General features: G+C 73.3%; 12 protein-coding genes and 1 riboswitch. Of the genes, 7 read left to right on the plus strand and 5 right to left on the minus strand.

Annotation, left to right across the window (positions count from 1 at the left end; all coding sequences use genetic code 11):
- Window positions 1-18 precede the first annotated feature (18 nt).
- Window positions 19-2,376 carry a DNA helicase PcrA gene (gene pcrA / locus JX575_RS04605; RefSeq protein WP_186341312.1) on the plus strand — a complete coding sequence of 786 codons (2,358 nt, stop codon included), beginning with the start codon at window positions 19-21 and terminating at the stop codon, window positions 2,374-2,376.
- A gap of 36 nt (window positions 2,377-2,412) precedes the next feature.
- Here the strand turns inward: pcrA and JX575_RS04610 are convergent, their stop codons facing one another.
- A complete protein-coding gene (locus tag JX575_RS04610; protein WP_206054515.1) occupies window positions 2,413-3,180 on the minus strand; it encodes a M23 family metallopeptidase in 768 nt (255 codons plus the stop codon).
- Window positions 3,181-3,388: 208 nt separating this feature from the next.
- Window positions 3,389-4,723: a deoxyribodipyrimidine photo-lyase gene (locus JX575_RS04615; protein ID WP_186341314.1), complete on the minus strand. Its 1,335-nt coding sequence runs from the start codon at window positions 4,721-4,723 to the stop codon at window positions 3,389-3,391.
- Between the two features lie 128 nt (window positions 4,724-4,851).
- Between JX575_RS04615 and sucC the strand changes: the two genes are divergently transcribed.
- Both sucC and sucD read left to right on the plus strand, forming a co-directional pair.
- Complete coding sequence (sucC, locus tag JX575_RS04620; protein WP_186341315.1) at window positions 4,852-6,021, plus strand: ADP-forming succinate--CoA ligase subunit beta; 1,170 nt, start codon at window positions 4,852-4,854, stop codon at window positions 6,019-6,021.
- 17 nt (window positions 6,022-6,038) lie between these two features.
- A complete protein-coding gene (sucD, locus tag JX575_RS04625) occupies window positions 6,039-6,920 on the plus strand; it encodes a succinate--CoA ligase subunit alpha (protein WP_186341316.1) in 882 nt (293 codons plus the stop codon).
- A gap of 19 nt (window positions 6,921-6,939) precedes the next feature.
- Here sucD and JX575_RS04630 read toward each other — a convergent pair whose 3' ends face one another.
- From JX575_RS04630 to JX575_RS04640, 3 genes are read right to left on the minus strand one after another with little or no spacing between them, the layout of a single operon-like run.
- A complete protein-coding gene (locus tag JX575_RS04630) occupies window positions 6,940-7,134 on the minus strand; it encodes a hypothetical protein (RefSeq protein WP_186341317.1) in 195 nt (64 codons plus the stop codon).
- Window positions 7,135-7,174: 40 nt separating this feature from the next.
- Window positions 7,175-7,912: a hypothetical protein gene (locus JX575_RS04635; RefSeq protein WP_186341318.1), complete on the minus strand. Its 738-nt coding sequence runs from the start codon at window positions 7,910-7,912 to the stop codon at window positions 7,175-7,177.
- Window positions 7,913-7,948: 36 nt separating this feature from the next.
- Window positions 7,949-9,847 carry a hypothetical protein gene (locus JX575_RS04640; RefSeq protein WP_186341319.1) on the minus strand — a complete coding sequence of 633 codons (1,899 nt, stop codon included), beginning with the start codon at window positions 9,845-9,847 and terminating at the stop codon, window positions 7,949-7,951.
- Window positions 9,848-9,962: 115 nt separating this feature from the next.
- Between JX575_RS04640 and JX575_RS04645 the strand changes: the two genes are divergently transcribed.
- From JX575_RS04645 to purH, 4 genes are all read left to right on the plus strand, one after another.
- The gene (locus JX575_RS04645; protein WP_186341320.1) at window positions 9,963-11,243 is read left to right on the plus strand and encodes a DUF6350 family protein; all 1,281 of its coding nucleotides are present in this window, start codon (window positions 9,963-9,965) and stop codon (window positions 11,241-11,243) included.
- 2 nt (window positions 11,244-11,245) lie between these two features.
- Window positions 11,246-12,448 carry a YibE/F family protein gene (locus JX575_RS04650; protein ID WP_186341321.1) on the plus strand — a complete coding sequence of 401 codons (1,203 nt, stop codon included), beginning with the start codon at window positions 11,246-11,248 and terminating at the stop codon, window positions 12,446-12,448.
- Window positions 12,449-12,457: 9 nt separating this feature from the next.
- Window positions 12,458-13,075 carry a phosphoribosylglycinamide formyltransferase gene (gene purN / locus JX575_RS04655; RefSeq protein ID WP_186341322.1) on the plus strand — a complete coding sequence of 206 codons (618 nt, stop codon included), beginning with the start codon at window positions 12,458-12,460 and terminating at the stop codon, window positions 13,073-13,075.
- Window position 13,076: 1 nt separating this feature from the next.
- Window positions 13,077-13,154: riboswitch (ZMP/ZTP riboswitch) on the plus strand.
- 25 nt (window positions 13,155-13,179) lie between these two features.
- Window positions 13,180-14,757 (plus strand): bifunctional phosphoribosylaminoimidazolecarboxamide formyltransferase/IMP cyclohydrolase, encoded by a 1,578-nt coding sequence (gene purH / locus JX575_RS04660; RefSeq protein ID WP_186341323.1) that lies wholly within the window; start codon window positions 13,180-13,182, stop codon window positions 14,755-14,757.
- The last annotated feature ends 5 nt before the right edge of the window (window positions 14,758-14,762 follow it).

Here is a 14,762-nt window from a genome sequence, read left to right on the forward strand (position 1 = left end):
GCATAGGCTGGGGAGGACATGAGCCCCACTGACGCACTGATCGACCACCCGCTCCTCGACGGCCTCAACGAGCCGCAGCGCGCGGCGGTGACCCACGCCGGCGCGCCGCTCCTCGTCGTCGCCGGCGCCGGGTCGGGCAAGACGCGGGTGCTGACGCGGCGCATCGCGTGGCTGATCAACGAGCGCAAGGCCCACCCGGGCTCGATCCTGGCGATCACCTTCACCAACAAGGCCGCGGCCGAGATGAAGGAGCGCGTCGAGGAGCTCGTCGGCAAGCGCGCGCGCATCATGTGGGTCTCGACCTTCCACTCCGCCTGCGTGCGCATCCTGCGCAAGGAGATCGACCGGGTGGGCTTCAAGTCCAACTTCTCGATCTACGACGCCGCCGACTCCAAGCGGTTGATGACGCTGGTGCTGCGCGACCTCGAGCTCGACCCCAAGCGCTACCAGCCCAACGCGGTGCTCCACTGGGTCTCCGACCAGAAGAACGAGCTGCGCGACGCCGAGGACGCCGCCAAGGAGGCGCGCAACTCCTTCGAGGAGGCCTACGCCAAGGCGTTCAGCCACTACCAGCGGCGCCTGCGCGAGGCCAACGCCCTCGACTTCGACGACCTGATCATGACGACGGTCCACCTGCTGCAGGCCTTCCCCGACGTCCGGGAGAACTACCGCCGGCGCTTCCGTCACGTCCTGGTCGACGAGTACCAGGACACCAACCACGCGCAGTACAGCCTGATCCAGCAGCTGTGCGGGCAGTCCCTCGAGGAGCAGGGCTCCGAGCAGGTCGAGCCGAGCGAGCTGATGGTCGTCGGCGACGCCGACCAGTCCATCTACGCCTTCCGCGGCGCCGACATCCGCAACATCCTCGACTTCGAGCAGGACTTCCCCGACGCGACGACGATCCTGCTCGAGCAGAACTACCGCTCGACGCAGACCATCCTCAGCGCCGCCAACTCCGTCATCGGCAACAACCGCGGGCGCAAGCCCAAGCGGCTGTGGACCGACGCGGGGGAGGGCGCCCGCATCGTCGGCTACGTCGCCGACGACGAGCACGACGAGGCGCGCTTCGTCAGCGAGGAGATCGACCGGCTCGCCGACGAGGCCGGCGTACGCCCCGCCGACGTCGCGGTGTTCTACCGCACCAATGCCCAGTCGCGCGTCTTCGAGGAGGTGTTCATCCGCACCGGCCAGCCCTACAAGGTCGTCGGCGGGGTGCGCTTCTACGAGCGCAAGGAGGTCCGCGACGCGCTGGCCTACCTCCGGATGCTGGTCAACACCGCCGACGAGATCTCGCTGCGCCGGGTGCTCAACACCCCCAAGCGCGGCATCGGTGACCGGGCCGAGGCGTGCATCGCGGCCCTGGCCGAGCGCGACCGGATCACCTTCTGGGAGGCGCTGACCCGCGCCGCCGACGCGCCCGGCCTGGCCACGCGCAGCCTGCGCAACATCGAGGGGTTCGTCGCGATGGTGCAGGAGCTGCAGTCGATGGTCGAGGCCGACGAGCGCCCCGACGTCATCCTCGAGTCGGTGCTCGAGCGCTCGGGCTACCTCGCCGAGCTCGAGGCCAGCGACGACCCGCAGGACGGCACCCGCGTGGAGAACCTCGCCGAGCTCGTGGCCGTCGCCCGCGAGTTCGCCGAGGACCCCCAGCCCGGTCCCAGCGCCGACCCGGCGGAGGTGGAGGCCGGCACGGTCGCGGTGGGCCTCGGTGACTTCCTGGAGCGGGTGGCGCTGGTCGCCGACGCCGACCAGATCCCCGACACCCCCGACGGCGACGACACGGGCGTGGTGACGCTGATGACGCTCCACACCGCCAAGGGCCTGGAGTTCCCCGTGGTGTTCGTCACCGGCCTCGAGGACGGCGTGTTCCCGCACCAGCGCTCGCTGGGCGACCAGCCCGAGCTCGAGGAGGAGCGCCGCCTCGCCTACGTCGGCCTCACCCGCGCGCAGCAGCGGCTCTACGTCTCGCGCGCCCTCGTCCGCTCCGCCTGGGGGGCGCCGAGCCACAACCCGGCCAGCCGCTTCCTCGACGAGCTGCCGGTCGACCTCGTCGACTGGCGACGCACGGCGGCCGAGCAGACCCGGTGGGGCCGCACCGACCTCACCGGCGGGTCCACGCGCCTGGGCACCCCCACCGACGCGGGTCGCCGCAACTTCAGCTCGGCGGCGCTGCGCGCCGACGCGGCCTCCAAGGCCAAGCCGGCGCGCGCGATCCCCAGCCTCGACCCGGGCGACCGGGTCGTGCACGACTCCTTCGGCATGGGCACGGTCGTGGCCGTGGAGGGGGCCGCCGAGAAGTCCGTGGCCTCGATCGACTTCGGCTCCGAGGGCGTCAAGCGCCTGCTGCTGCGCTACGCCCCGGTCGAGAAGCTCTAGCCGCGCGGCTCGTCCGGGTCCCGGCGCGTGGGTCGGTCAGGGGACGATGCCGTGCTCGACGAAGGCCTGGAACGGGTCGACGGGCCCGCCGCCGCCGGGACGCACCTCGAGGTGGAGGTGGGAGCCGGTGACGTGGCCGGTGGTGCCGACGGTGCCGATGACCTCGCCGCCGTTGACGCGGTCGCCGACCGAGACGTAGATCGAGGTCTGGTGGCAGTACCAGATCTCGGTGCCGTCATCGAGGGTGACGACGGTCTTGTTGCCGTAGGCGCCGTCGTAGCCCGTCGAGGTGACCGTGCCGTTGGCCACCGACAGGATCCGGTCGCCGGTGTTGGCGTTGAAGTCGAGGCCGGTGTGGTAGCTGGCCCAGAGGCCGTACTGGCCGAAGGTGGCGGTGATGCCGTAGCTGTCGAGGGGGAGAACCCACTTGTTCTCCTTGATCTTCGCCGCCTGCTTCTCCGCGGCCTGACGCATCTCCTTGAGCTTGGCGGCGTACTCGGCCACCTGCTTCTCGGCCAGGGCGACCAGCTCGGGGTCGGTCTCCTCGCTGCCGGAGTCGCGGATGTCGCCGCGGCTGACCAGGGGACCGCGGCGCGAGAGCGCCTGCCCGGCGGCCGCACCGATGGCCTGGGTGGAGCCGACCGTCGAGCCCGTCGAGGCCAGCGTCGTGACGCCGGCCCCCGCACCGGTGACGGCCGCGGTGGCGGAGACCGCGAGGACGGCGACACCGGCCACGAGCGGGACGGACGGCAGCCGCACCAGGGAACGGCGCGGCGCCGGGGTGGCGCGCCGCTTGCCGCTCACGGGTGCAGCCGATGCCGAGGTGCGGCGCTTGGGAGCGCGCTCCGCTCGGTGGTTGCCCATGAAGGAATTACCAATCTGCCGGATCGTCAGGGGGGTTCGGGTCGGCTAGACCGCGCCCGACTGTAACGGAAACATCACGGGAAAGTGCAACCCTTGACGGAATCTGGCCACATACCCCGGTCCGGCGGTCGGTAAACGGACGGTCTCCTCACCGGCGGGCGGCCTGGTAGCGCTCGAGGGCCTCGCGCCGCTCCTCGGCGTGGTCGACGATCCGCACGGGGTAGTCGTGCTCGTGGCCCACGTCGGACCTCCACGGCTCGTGGGCGACCCGCCCCGGCAGGTGGGCGAGCTCGGGGACCCAGCGGCGCACGTAGTCGCCGTCCGGGTCGAACTTCAGGCCCTGGGTGACCGGGTTGAAGACGCGGAAGTAGGGCGAGGCGTCGGTGCCCGTGCCGGCCACCCACTGCCAGCCGTGGTTGTTGGACGCGACGTCGCCGTCGATGAGCAGGTCGAGGAAGTGGCGGGCGCCGACGGGCCACCACACGTGCAGGTCCTTGGTGAGGAACGAGGCGGTGATCATCCGCACGCGGTTGTGCATCCACCCGGTGTGCAGCAGCTGGCGCATCCCGGCGTCGACGACCGGGTAGCCCGTGGTGCCGGTGCGCCACGCCTCGACGGCGTCCTCCGGGTCGTCGTAGCGCATGCCCGCCAGTGCGGGGCGCAGGTCGGCCCACGCCGACCCCGGGGCGTGCCACAGGACGTCGGCGTAGAACTCGCGCCACGCCAGCTCGGTGGCGTACGTCGAGGTGTGCGCGACCTCCGCGAGGAGGGAGCGGGGGTGCAGCACCCCGAGGTGCAGGTAGGGCGAGAGCCGCGACGTGCCGTCGTGGTGGGGACGGTCGCGCGCCACGTCGTAGTCGTGCAGGCCGGCGTCGCGGAACGCCCGCCAGCGCCGCCACGCGGCGTCCTCGCCGGCCGGGGGGAGGTCGAACGGCGCGCCGGCCACCGCGTCCTCGAGCAGGCCGAGCGCGCGCGGGTCGGACTGGCCCGGCTCGATCGCGGGGGAGCGGGGCGTGGGGGCCGGCTCCGGCCAGCCGTGCTCGCGCCACGCCCGGGCGAAGGCGCTGAACACCTGGTAGGGCCCGCCGCTGCCGTTGCGCACGAGCCCGGGACCGACGGCGTACGGCGATCCGGTGGCGACCAGCTCGACCTCCCGGCCCACCGCCTCGTCGCGGCGACGGCCGTAGGGGGTCGTCTCGGCGGCGACGTGCACCCGCCGGCCGGCGGCCACCCGGGGCACGACCTCGCGCGGGTCGCCGTGGTGGATCGTCAGCGGGATGCGCTCGGCCAGGGCCAGCACGTTGGCGGCGAGCCACGCCCGCCGGGCGGGGCCCGACCCCGCCCACAGGGCGGGGTCGACCACGAAGAGCGCCGTCGTGGTGCCCTCCTCGAGGGCCGCCAGCAGCGCCGGGTTGTCGCGCACCCGCAGGTCGCGGCGGAACCACACGAGACTCGAGCGCGCGTCCCGGTCCGAGGTGGGCATGCTCCTCACCGTAGCCCGGGCGTGAGCACCGCCACTCCACCTGACCTCGTGCCACCACGCCGATGAGGTCTAGGGTGCCGAGAGGGATATCCCGCCACTGTTCGCAGACGAAAAGGATCGGTCACCTCGTGGACCTGATGGAATTTCAGGCGAAAGAGCTCTTCGCCAAGCATGGAGTAACGACCACCCTGGGTGTCGTCGCCGAGACCCCGGAGGCTGCTCGCGCCGCAGCCGAGGAGATGGGCGGCGTGACCGTCGTCAAGGCCCAGGTCAAGGCCGGCGGCCGCGGCAAGGCCGGAGGCGTGAAGATCGCCAAGACCGCCGACGAGGCGGAGTCCTACGCCCGCGACATCATCGGCATGGAGATCAAGGGCCTGCGGGTCAACCGCGTCCTGGTCACCCCCGCGACCCCGCCGGTGGAGGAGTACTACTTCTCCTTCCTGCTCGACCGCTCCAACCGCTCGCACCTGTGCATCGCCTCGGTCGAGGGCGGCGTCGAGATCGAGGAGGTCGCCAAGACCAACCCCGACGCGGTGAAGAAGATCCGCATCGACGCGCTCGAGGGTGTCACCCCCGAGAAGGCCGCCGCGATCGTCGACGAGGCGAAGTTCCCCGCCGAGCTGCGCGACCAGGCCATCGAGATGGTCCAGAATCTGTGGAAGGTCTACGTCGAGGAGGACGCCACCCTCGTCGAGGTCAACCCGCTGGCCCGCCTCGAGGGCGACAAGCTGGAGGCCCTCGACGGCAAGGTGTCGCTCGACGACAACGCCTCCGAGGTCCGCCACCCCGACCACGCGCAGTTCGAGATCCGCGAGGAGGCCGACGCGCTCGAGTCGAAGGCCAAGGACAAGGGCCTCAACTACGTCAAGCTCGACGGCCAGGTCGGCATCATCGGCAACGGCGCGGGCCTCGTGATGAGCACCCTCGACGTGGTCGCCTACGCCGGCGAGGCGCACGGCGGCGTCAAGCCCGCCAACTTCCTCGACATCGGCGGCGGCGCCAACGCCCAGGTGATGGCCGACGGCCTCGACGTGATCCTCGGCGACGAGCAGGTCAAGAGCGTCTTCGTCAACGTCTTCGGCGGCATCACCTCCTGCGACGAGGTGGCCAACGGCATCAAGGGCGCGCTGGAGATCCTCGGCGACAGCGCCACCAAGCCGCTCGTCGTACGCCTCGACGGCAACAACGTGCAGAAGGGTCGCGCGATCCTCGACGAGCTCAACCACCCGCTGGTCACCCAGGTCGACACGATGGACGGCGCGGCCGACAAGGCCGCCGAGCTCGCCCACCAGGCCTGAGAGAGAGAACTGAACAGATGAGCATCTACCTCAACAAGGACTCCAAGATCATCGTCCAGGGCATGACGGGCGGCATGGGTGCCAAGCACACGACCCTCATGGTCGAGTCGGGCGCCGACATCGTCGGCGGCGTCAACGCCCGCAAGGCCGGCACGACCGTCGAGCTCGGCGGCAAGGAGCTCCCGGTCTTCGGCACCGTCGAGGAGGCGATGAAGGAGACCGGCGCCGACGTGTCGGTCGCGTTCGTCCCGCCGGCGTTCACCAAGGACGCCTGCATCGAGGCCATCGACGCCGAGATCCCGCTCCTCGTGGTGATCACCGAGGGCGTCCCGGTCCTCGACACGGCCGAGGTCGTGGCCTACCTCGAGGGCAAGAAGACCCGCATGATCGGCCCCAACTGCCCCGGCATCATCACGCCGGAGGAGTCGCTGGCCGGCATCACGCCGCACACCATCGCGGGCAAGGGCCCGATCGGCCTGGTGTCGAAGTCGGGCACGCTGACCTACCAGATGATGTACGAGCTGAAGGACTTCGGCTTCACCACCGCCATCGGCATCGGCGGCGACCCGATCGTCGGCACCACGCACATCGACGCGCTCGAGGCCTTCGAGAACGACCCGGAGACCAAGGCGATCGTGATGATCGGCGAGATCGGCGGCGACGCCGAGGAGCGGGCCGCGGCCTACATCAAGGAGCACGTGACCAAGCCGGTCGTCGGCTACGTCGCCGGCTTCACGGCCCCCGAGGGCAAGACCATGGGCCACGCCGGCGCCATCGTCTCGGGCTCCTCGGGCACCGCGCAGGCGAAGAAGGAGGCCCTCGAGGCCGCCGGGGTCAAGGTCGGCAAGACGCCGTCCGAGACCGCCGCGCTGATGCGGGAGATCCTCCAGGGACTCTGAGTCATCGGGGCCCCCGGGCTCACTCCAGACGGCCTCGCAGGTCCACCTGCGGGGCCGTCGTGGTCTTCACGTGCAGGGCGGGCCGGTGCGCCTGCCACAGCAGCCGCCACAGGACGTGCGCGCCCAGCAGGCGCACCGGTGCGACCGCGCTGGGACGTCGCGGCGACGGCAGGGTCGGGCAGGCCGAGCTGGTCAGCGTCGAAGGAATGGACACCGTTCTCCCCGTTCTCGTGGACACCGTGTTGCCGGGCGCATCAGTCGCGGCCCGCCGACCGCTCGGCGAACGTCGTCAGCGCCGCGACCGTCTCGCGCAGTGGCGCGACCGTCCGGGCGACCGCGCGGTCGACGTCGTCCTCGGTCCACTGCCCGTACGTCGAGGTGACCAGCAGCGCCGCCCCGGCGGGGACGACGTGCACGACGGTCGCGCCGTCGCCGGCCCGTCCGTCGACGCGGTAGGTCTGCAGCAGCGTCGCGGCCGGGCGCGGGCCGAAGGGCGAGGCGAGCACCTGGGTGCGGGTCTCCATGTCGCCCGCTCCGCCCGCTCCGCCCGAGTCCCCCGAGTCGCCCGAGTCGCCGGAGTCGCCCGACACGTCCGCCCGCTCGCACCCCGTCGCGAGCTCGGCGATGTCCTCCGCCAGGCGGCTCGCGTCGCCGGGCGCCGGGAGGACGACCAGGTCGCGGGTGTCGGCCGACTCGCCGCCGCTGTTGTCGGCCACCATCCGGTCGCGGACGACGAGCCCGCGCAGCGGCGACGTGCCGCACAGGTCGAGGTCACGCAGCCCGGTCCCGGTGCGGGAGGTGGGCACGTCGTCGCGCGGGCCGCCCATGCCCGCCGAGAGCGGGAAGTCGTCGGGGATCGCGGCCCCCGGCCCGGTCGCCACCGACGTGGGTGCGGCCCCGGTCGACGGGACGGGGGGCGACTCGCCCCGGCACGCCGACAGCGCGAGCGCGCACGCGAGCGCGACGGTGACGAGCCGTGCGCGGTGCCTCATGAGCGGTGAGACGCCGCGGCGCGCGGAAAGGTTGTGTCAGCGTGCGGAGTCGAGCGGACCGAGCCGCTGCATCACGCGGCGCGCGAGGGTGACGAAGTCGGCCCGCGACATCGTCATGTTGCGGTCGGGGGCGAAGCCGAGCTGCGAGACGGCGCCGCCGTCGCGCACGATGGCCATCAGGAACGGGAACGACTGTCGGTCGTTGATCTCGAACGTCAGCGCCCACACGCTCAGGTCGGAGGACTTCGAGGAGCTCGACGCCAGCTGCGTCACGCTCGTGCCGAGGTTGGCGCGAGCGCACTCGCGGATCCGGTCGCGCACCGTGTCGACGAACGTGCGCGCCCGGGCCGGCTTCATCGCCCCGACGGTCTGGGTGAGGCCGAGCTGGCTGGCGTTGGGCGTCTCCGGGAACAGGAAGGTGCGGGTCAGCGCCTTGCTGATGCCCTTGCCGGTGAAGCTGGTGCGGTCGCAGCGGGTGGCCGCGTAGTTGGTGCGGGCCTTCTCGGCGTCGGTGCCGACCCAGGGGCCACGGACGGCGGACACGGGGGGCAGGTCGACCACCGACAGCAGCCCGGGCGGCGTACCGATGGGGAGCGGCGCGCTCGTGCGCGCCCTTGCCCGACCGGCGCAGGTGCCGGCTCCCTCGGCGCCGCAGACGCCGTTGACCGCCGCGGACAGCCCGGTGAGCACCGCCTTGTCGCCGACCGGCTTGCCCTGGCTGCGCACCACCAGGGCCACCACCAGGCGGCCGGTGCGCGCGACGCCGACGGAGATGTCGGCCGACTTCTTGCCCCACGAGCGCAGCCTGAAGGCGCGGGCCTCGTCGCCGACGCGCGTGACGGTGCGGGTGGTGACGAGCTGGGTGCGCGGGTCGATGCAGCCGGCGAACCACAGCGAGGCGGTCTCGAAGGCCTGCTCGGCGTCCTCGGCGGTGCGCGACGTCTCGACCACCTCGACGGCCGTGGACCGCACGGAGGTGACCTCGCGCTTGCGGGTGCGTGCGCGCTTGCCCGTGCCGACCTTCTTCTTCACGACGCGGGTCTCGGTCCCCTTCCACGTGCGCGTCAGCGCGCTCACCCCGTCGGGGTCGGCGAACCGCTCCCGCTGGCAGGGCGCGACGAGGCCGTCGCCGTCGACGTCGTCGGTGGTGGCGGTCTCGGTCCAGTCCAGCCCGGCCCCGAACCGGGACAGCTGCGCGGGGGAGAGCAGGGCGTCGGCGGCGACGTTGTCGGCGCCGTCGGCGTCGGAGACCGGTGGGTGCACCGTGACCCCCGGCGTCGACTTGTCCTCGCCGAGGCTGGTCGGCTCTGCTCCCGACCCGGCGGCGACGAGGGAGCCCGAGGCGACCAGCGCCGCCGTGGCGACCGCCGCGCCGATGACCGTGTGCGTGCGCCGGCGCGCCGCGCCGGAGCGCCGGATCACGGTGGCCCGCGGCCAGCGGATGTCCTCGAGCGGGCCGGAGAGGGCGTGGAGCAGGCGGGGGATCTCGGTGCTCGGCGCGTCGCGGTGCAGCGCGAACTGCGCGGTCGCGGTCTGGAGCTCGCGCTCGGCGTCGGCGCGGGGCAGGCCCACGGTGCGGGCGAGCTCGCTCAGGGAGAGGGCGGAGAGCACGTTGAGCACGAGCAGCTCACGCTGGCGCGCGGTGAGCTTGCTCAGCGCGTCGAGGGTGCTGCGCACCTCGGGGTCGAGCGACTTGTCACGGTGCCAGAGGCGGGCGTTGTGCCGTCGGCGGGCGCGACCGAGGGCGAGGGCGCGGACGTAGCCGTCGCGGTCGTCGAGGTGCTCGACCTTGCGCCAGTGGTGCCACGTCACGACGAAGGCGTCCCGGACGGCGGTGCGGGCCGCGGGCGCGTCACCGGTCAGTGCGTACGCCTCGTGCAGGAGGCGGGTGCGCGTCTCGACGTAGTAGGCGTCGAAGGTCTCGGGGCTCCTCATGACCGCTCCACGGTACGGGAGGCGTGCACACGGCGCACATCCGTCCCACCGGTCCCGGCCGGGGGCGGCGTGGCAGCGCGATCTGCCGCGGGGAGCGGGTGATGATGGGGCGGCCATGACGTCGCTCCTGACCCGACCCGAGCACCCCCGGACCGAGGCTCCCCGGCCGCGTCCGCTCGTGCTCATCGCCACGTTCGGCGGCGCCCTCGCCGCCCTCGGTCCGCTCGTCGTGCTGCTGGCGGTCGGGGTCATCGGCTGGTTCGCCAGCGACGCGGGCGTCCACGGCGCCCCGCGCGACGGGATGCGGGTCGGGGCCCTGGCCTGGCTGGCCGGTCACGGCTCCGGCGTCACGGTCATGGGCGCGCGGATCACGATCGTCCCCCTCGGCGTCACGGCGATCGCCGCCTGGTCGATGTGGCGCCTGGGCCACCGCGTCGGCGACGCCGTCTCCGGCCACGGCCCCGACGCCGACCGCATCTCCGACGGCGAGCGCGACCTCACCGTGCCCACCGCGATCGCCCTGTTCTTCTCCGCCTACGCCGTCGTGGCCGTCATGGTCGCGACCCTCGCCGCCGGCACCACCGCCGACCCGTCCCTGCCGCGGGTGCTCGGCTGGAGCCTGCTCCTGACCGCGTTCGTCGCGGCGCCCGCCATCGCGATCGGCTCGGGCCGCGCGGCGATCTGGGCGGCGTTCGTGCCGCTCTCGGTCCGCGCGGGCGCCGCCGTGGCCGGAGCCGTGCTGGCCCGGCTGCTCGCCCTCTCCGCGCTCGTGTTCCTCGTCGCGCTGGCCCTCTCCTTCGACGACGCCGCCACGATGACCTCGCGGCTGCACCAGAGCCCGGCCGAGGCCGGGCTCTACTCGCTCGTCAACGCCGCGTTCGCGCCCAACGCGGCCCTGTTCACCGGCTCGTGGCTGCTCGGCCCCGGCTTCGCGATGGGTGGGGCCACCGTGGTCTCGCCCGGCGCGGTGGTCCTGGGGCCGCTGCCGGTCGTGCCGCTGCTCGCCGCGCTGCCCGCCGTCGGCACGCCCGCCGGCTGGGTCGGCGCGCTGATGGCGCTGCCGGCGCTGGTCGCGGCCTGGTCGGCCCACCGCACGCTGCGCGGCCGGGTGCTGACCTGGGATCGGATCGCGCTCGCCGGCTGCGGTGGCGGGCTCGCGGCCGGCGTCGGCTTCGCCCTGCTCGCCTCGCTGTCCGGCGGTGCGGCCGGGCCTGGCCGCATGCGGTTCGTCGGCCCGTTCACCCGCGACGTCCTGGTGCACTCGGTCACGGCGTGCGGGATCGGTGCGCTGGCCGGTGCGGCCGTGCTGTCGTGGCTGGCCTGGCGCGCGGCCCGGGCGGTGCCCCAGGTGCCCGCACCGGCCGGCGACCCGGCCCACCCCGGCGCCGAGGACTGAGCGTGGGGGCTGGACACAGCCACGGCGCGCGCCCTTCCCTGGGCCCGCTGCCGCGTCGGCTCGCGGTGCTGATCGGACTCGTCGTGGGGCCGCTGGTGCTCGCGACGCTGGTCGGGCTGGTGGTGCTGTGGCCCGACGGCGACCTTCAGATCGACCAGCCCGGCGTCGACGTCGAGCGCGGCACCGCGACCGTGACCGAGGTCGGTCCCTGCCCGCCGCGCGACGGCGAGGAGGTGGCGGGCTGCCGGCTCGCGGAGGTCGAGCTGCTCAGCGGGCCCGGTGCGCCCGGCACGGCGGACGCGCTGCTGCCCTACGGCCCCCGGGCGCCCGAGGTGGTCGCCGGCGACCGGATCATCGTGTCGCTCACCGAGCAGGCACCCGCCGGCGAGCAGTACGCGTTCCAGGACTTCGACCGCGGCCCGCCGCTGCTGGTGCTGACGATCCTCTTCGCCGTCGGCGTCCTCGCGCTGTCGCGCTGGCGCGGCATCGGTGCGCTCGCCAGCCTGGCGTACTCCCTCGTCCTGATCGCGGTGTTCACCCTGCCGGCGATCATGGGGGGCGCCTCCCCGCTGCTGGTCGCGGTGACGTCCGCCGCCGCGATCATGCTCGTCACGCTCTACCTCTCCCACGGCTTCGACGTGCGCTCGACCGTGGCGATGATCGGCACCCTGGTGTCGCTGGTGGTGATCGGCGGCGTCGGCTGGGTCTTCACCCGGGTCGGCCACTTCACCGGCCTGGTCGACGAGGGCAGCCAGTACATCTCCGGCATCGCCGCCCAGGTCGACCTGCGCGGCCTGCTGCTGGCCGGGCTGGTGATCGGCGCGCTCGGCGTGCTCGACGACGTCACCGTCACCCAGACCTGGGCGGTCTGGGAGCTGGCCGACGTCGACCCCGACGCGACCACCCGCTCGCTCTTCACGCGGGCGATGCGCATCGGGCGCTCGCACGTCGCCTCCACCGTCAACACGCTGGTCCTGGCCTACGTCGGCGCCACGCTCCCGCTGATGCTGGTGTTCTCGGCGCTGTCGATGCCGTTCGGCGTCGCGATCAGCCAGGAGGTCGTCGCGCAGGAGGTCGTGCGCGGCCTGGTCGGCGGCCTGGGCATCATCGCCGCGGTGCCGGTGACCACGGCGATCGCGGCCCTCGTCGCGGGTCGGCTGGTGCGCGACCGGGGCGTGGGCGCGGGCGGGTCCCACCGCGCCTAGGATCGCCCCGTGCAGCAGCCCGCCCGCCTCGTCGTCCTCGTCTCGGGGGCCGGCACCAACCTCCAGGCCCTGGTCGACGCCTGCGCCGATCCGGCGTACGGCGCCCGGGTGGTGGCGGTCGGCGCCGACCGCGACGGCATCGAGGGCCTGGCCCGCGCCGAGCGCGCCGGCATCCCCACGTTCGTGCGCAAGCTGTCGGACTTCGAGACCCGCGAGGGATGGGACGCGTCGCTGGCGACGGTCGTGGAGCGCTTCGAGCCCCACCTGGTGGTGTCCGCGGGGTTCATGAAGCTGCTGTCCACCGAGTTCCTCGACCGGTTCCTCACCGTCAACACGCACCCGGCGCTGTGCCCGGCGTTCCCGGGGATGCACGGCCCGCGCGACGCCCTCGAGCACGGCGTCAAGGTGACCGGGGCGACCCTGTTCGTGGTCGACGGCGGCGTCGACACCGGGCCGATCGTGGCGCAGGTGCCCGTCGAGGTGGCCGACGACGACGACGTCGCGTCGCTGCACGAGCGGATCAAGACCGCCGAGCGCGCCATGCTCGTCGACGCGGTGGGCCGCATCGCCCGCGACGGCATCACGGTGGAGGGTCGCCGGGTTCGCATCGGCGCTCCCGCTCGGTAGTCTGCAGCCACACGACTGGCGCAGGTGGGTCACCACCAGGGAGTGACGCCGGGGAGCATCGAACGCCTGGGTGCCCCCGACTCGTTGCCCACCCGAGGAGTCCCGTGTCCCCCACCGCCGAGCACCGCGTCCCGATCCGCCGCGCCCTCGTCTCCGTCTACGACAAGACCGGCCTCGACGAGCTGGTGCGCGGCCTGCACGGCGCCGGCGTCGAGCTCGTCTCCACCGGCGGCTCCGCCGCGCTCATCGACTCCCTCGGCCTGCCGGTCACCCGCGTGGAGGACCTCACCGGCTTCCCCGAGTGCCTCGACGGCCGCGTCAAGACCCTGCACCCGCGGGTGCACGCCGGCATCCTGGCCGACCGCCGCCTCGACTCCCACGTCGCGCAGCTCGAGGAGCTCGGCGTCGAGCCGTTCGACCTCGTCGTGAGCAACCTCTACCCGTTCACCGAAACCGTCGCCTCGGGGGCCGGACCCGACGAGTGCGTGGAGCAGATCGACATCGGCGGGCCCTCGATGGTGCGCGCCGCCGCGAAGAACCACCCCAGCGTCGCCATCGTCACCTCACCCGCGGCGTACGACGCCGTGCTCGCCGCCGTCGCGGCCGGCGGCTTCACGCTGGCCGAGCGGCGTCGCCTCGCGGCGGAGGCCTTCGTCCACACCGCGACCTACGACGTCCACGTGGCGTCGTGGATGGGCAACGTGCTCACCGACACGAGCGACGGCTCGGGCTTCCCGGCGTGGCTGGGCGCGACGTGGACCAAGGAGGCGGCGCTCCGCTACGGCGAGAACCCGCACCAGTCCGCCGCGCTCTACGGCACCGGCTTCCTGCCCGACGGGCCGGGCCTGGCCCAGGCCACCCAGCACCACGGCAAGGAGATGTCCTACAACAACTACGTCGACGCCGACGCGGCCCGCCGGGCGGCCTACGACTTCGACGAGCCGGCCGTGGCGATCATCAAGCACGCCAACCCCTGCGGCATCGCGGTCGCCGACGACGTCGCCACCGCCCACCGCAAGGCGCACGAGTGCGACCCGGTCAGCGCCTTCGGCGGCGTGATCGCCACCAACGTGCCGGTCTCCGTCGCGATGGCGCAGCAGGTGGCCGAGATCTTCACCGAGGTCGTCGTGGCGCCCGGCTACGAGGACGGCGCCATCGAGGCGCTGCAGGCCAAGAAGAACATCCGGATCCTGGAGTGCCCGCCGCTCACCCGCGGCGGCAGCGACCTGCGCTCGATCTCCGGCGGGCTGCTGCTGCAGCAGCGCGACGTGCTCTCCGCGGAGGGCGACGACCCCGCGAGCTGGACCCTGGCGACCGGCGAGGCCGCCTCCGACGAGGTGCTGGCCGACCTCGCCTTCGCCTGGCGCGCCTGCCGGGCGGTGAAGTCCAACGCCATCCTGCTCGCCTCCGGCGGCGCCTCCGTCGGCGTCGGGATGGGCCAGGTCAACCGCGTCGACTCCTGCCGCCTCGCGGTCGAGCGGGCGGGGGAGCGGGCCGCGTCGGCGGTCGCGGCCTCCGACGCGTTCTTCCCGTTCGCCGACGGCCCGCAGATCCTCATCGACGCGGGGGTGCGGGCGATCGTCCAGCCCGGCGGCTCGGTGCGCGACGCCGAGGTGGTCGCGGCGTGCGAGGCGGCGGGCGTGACGATGTACCTCACCGGGGCCCGGCACTTCTTCCACTGACCCGC

The organism is Nocardioides sp. zg-1228 (assembly GCF_017086465.1).
GTDB lineage: Bacteria > Actinomycetota > Actinomycetes > Propionibacteriales > Nocardioidaceae > Nocardioides.

What these genes read in the sequence shown, in the direction of transcription:
- pcrA (WP_186341312.1), top strand. Translation starts at nt 19, where the DNA reads ATGAGCCCCACTGACGCACTGATCGACCACCCGCTCCTCGACGGCCTC.
- JX575_RS04640 (WP_186341319.1), bottom strand. Translation starts at nt 9,847, where the DNA reads ATGAGGAGCCCCGAGACCTTCGACGCCTACTACGTCGAGACGCGCACC.
- sucD (WP_186341316.1), top strand. Translation starts at nt 6,039, where the DNA reads ATGAGCATCTACCTCAACAAGGACTCCAAGATCATCGTCCAGGGCATG.
- JX575_RS04645 (WP_186341320.1), top strand. Translation starts at nt 9,963, where the DNA reads ATGACGTCGCTCCTGACCCGACCCGAGCACCCCCGGACCGAGGCTCCC.
- JX575_RS04615 (WP_186341314.1), bottom strand. Translation starts at nt 4,723, where the DNA reads ATGCCCACCTCGGACCGGGACGCGCGCTCGAGTCTCGTGTGGTTCCGC.
- JX575_RS04635 (WP_186341318.1), bottom strand. Translation starts at nt 7,912, where the DNA reads ATGAGGCACCGCGCACGGCTCGTCACCGTCGCGCTCGCGTGCGCGCTC.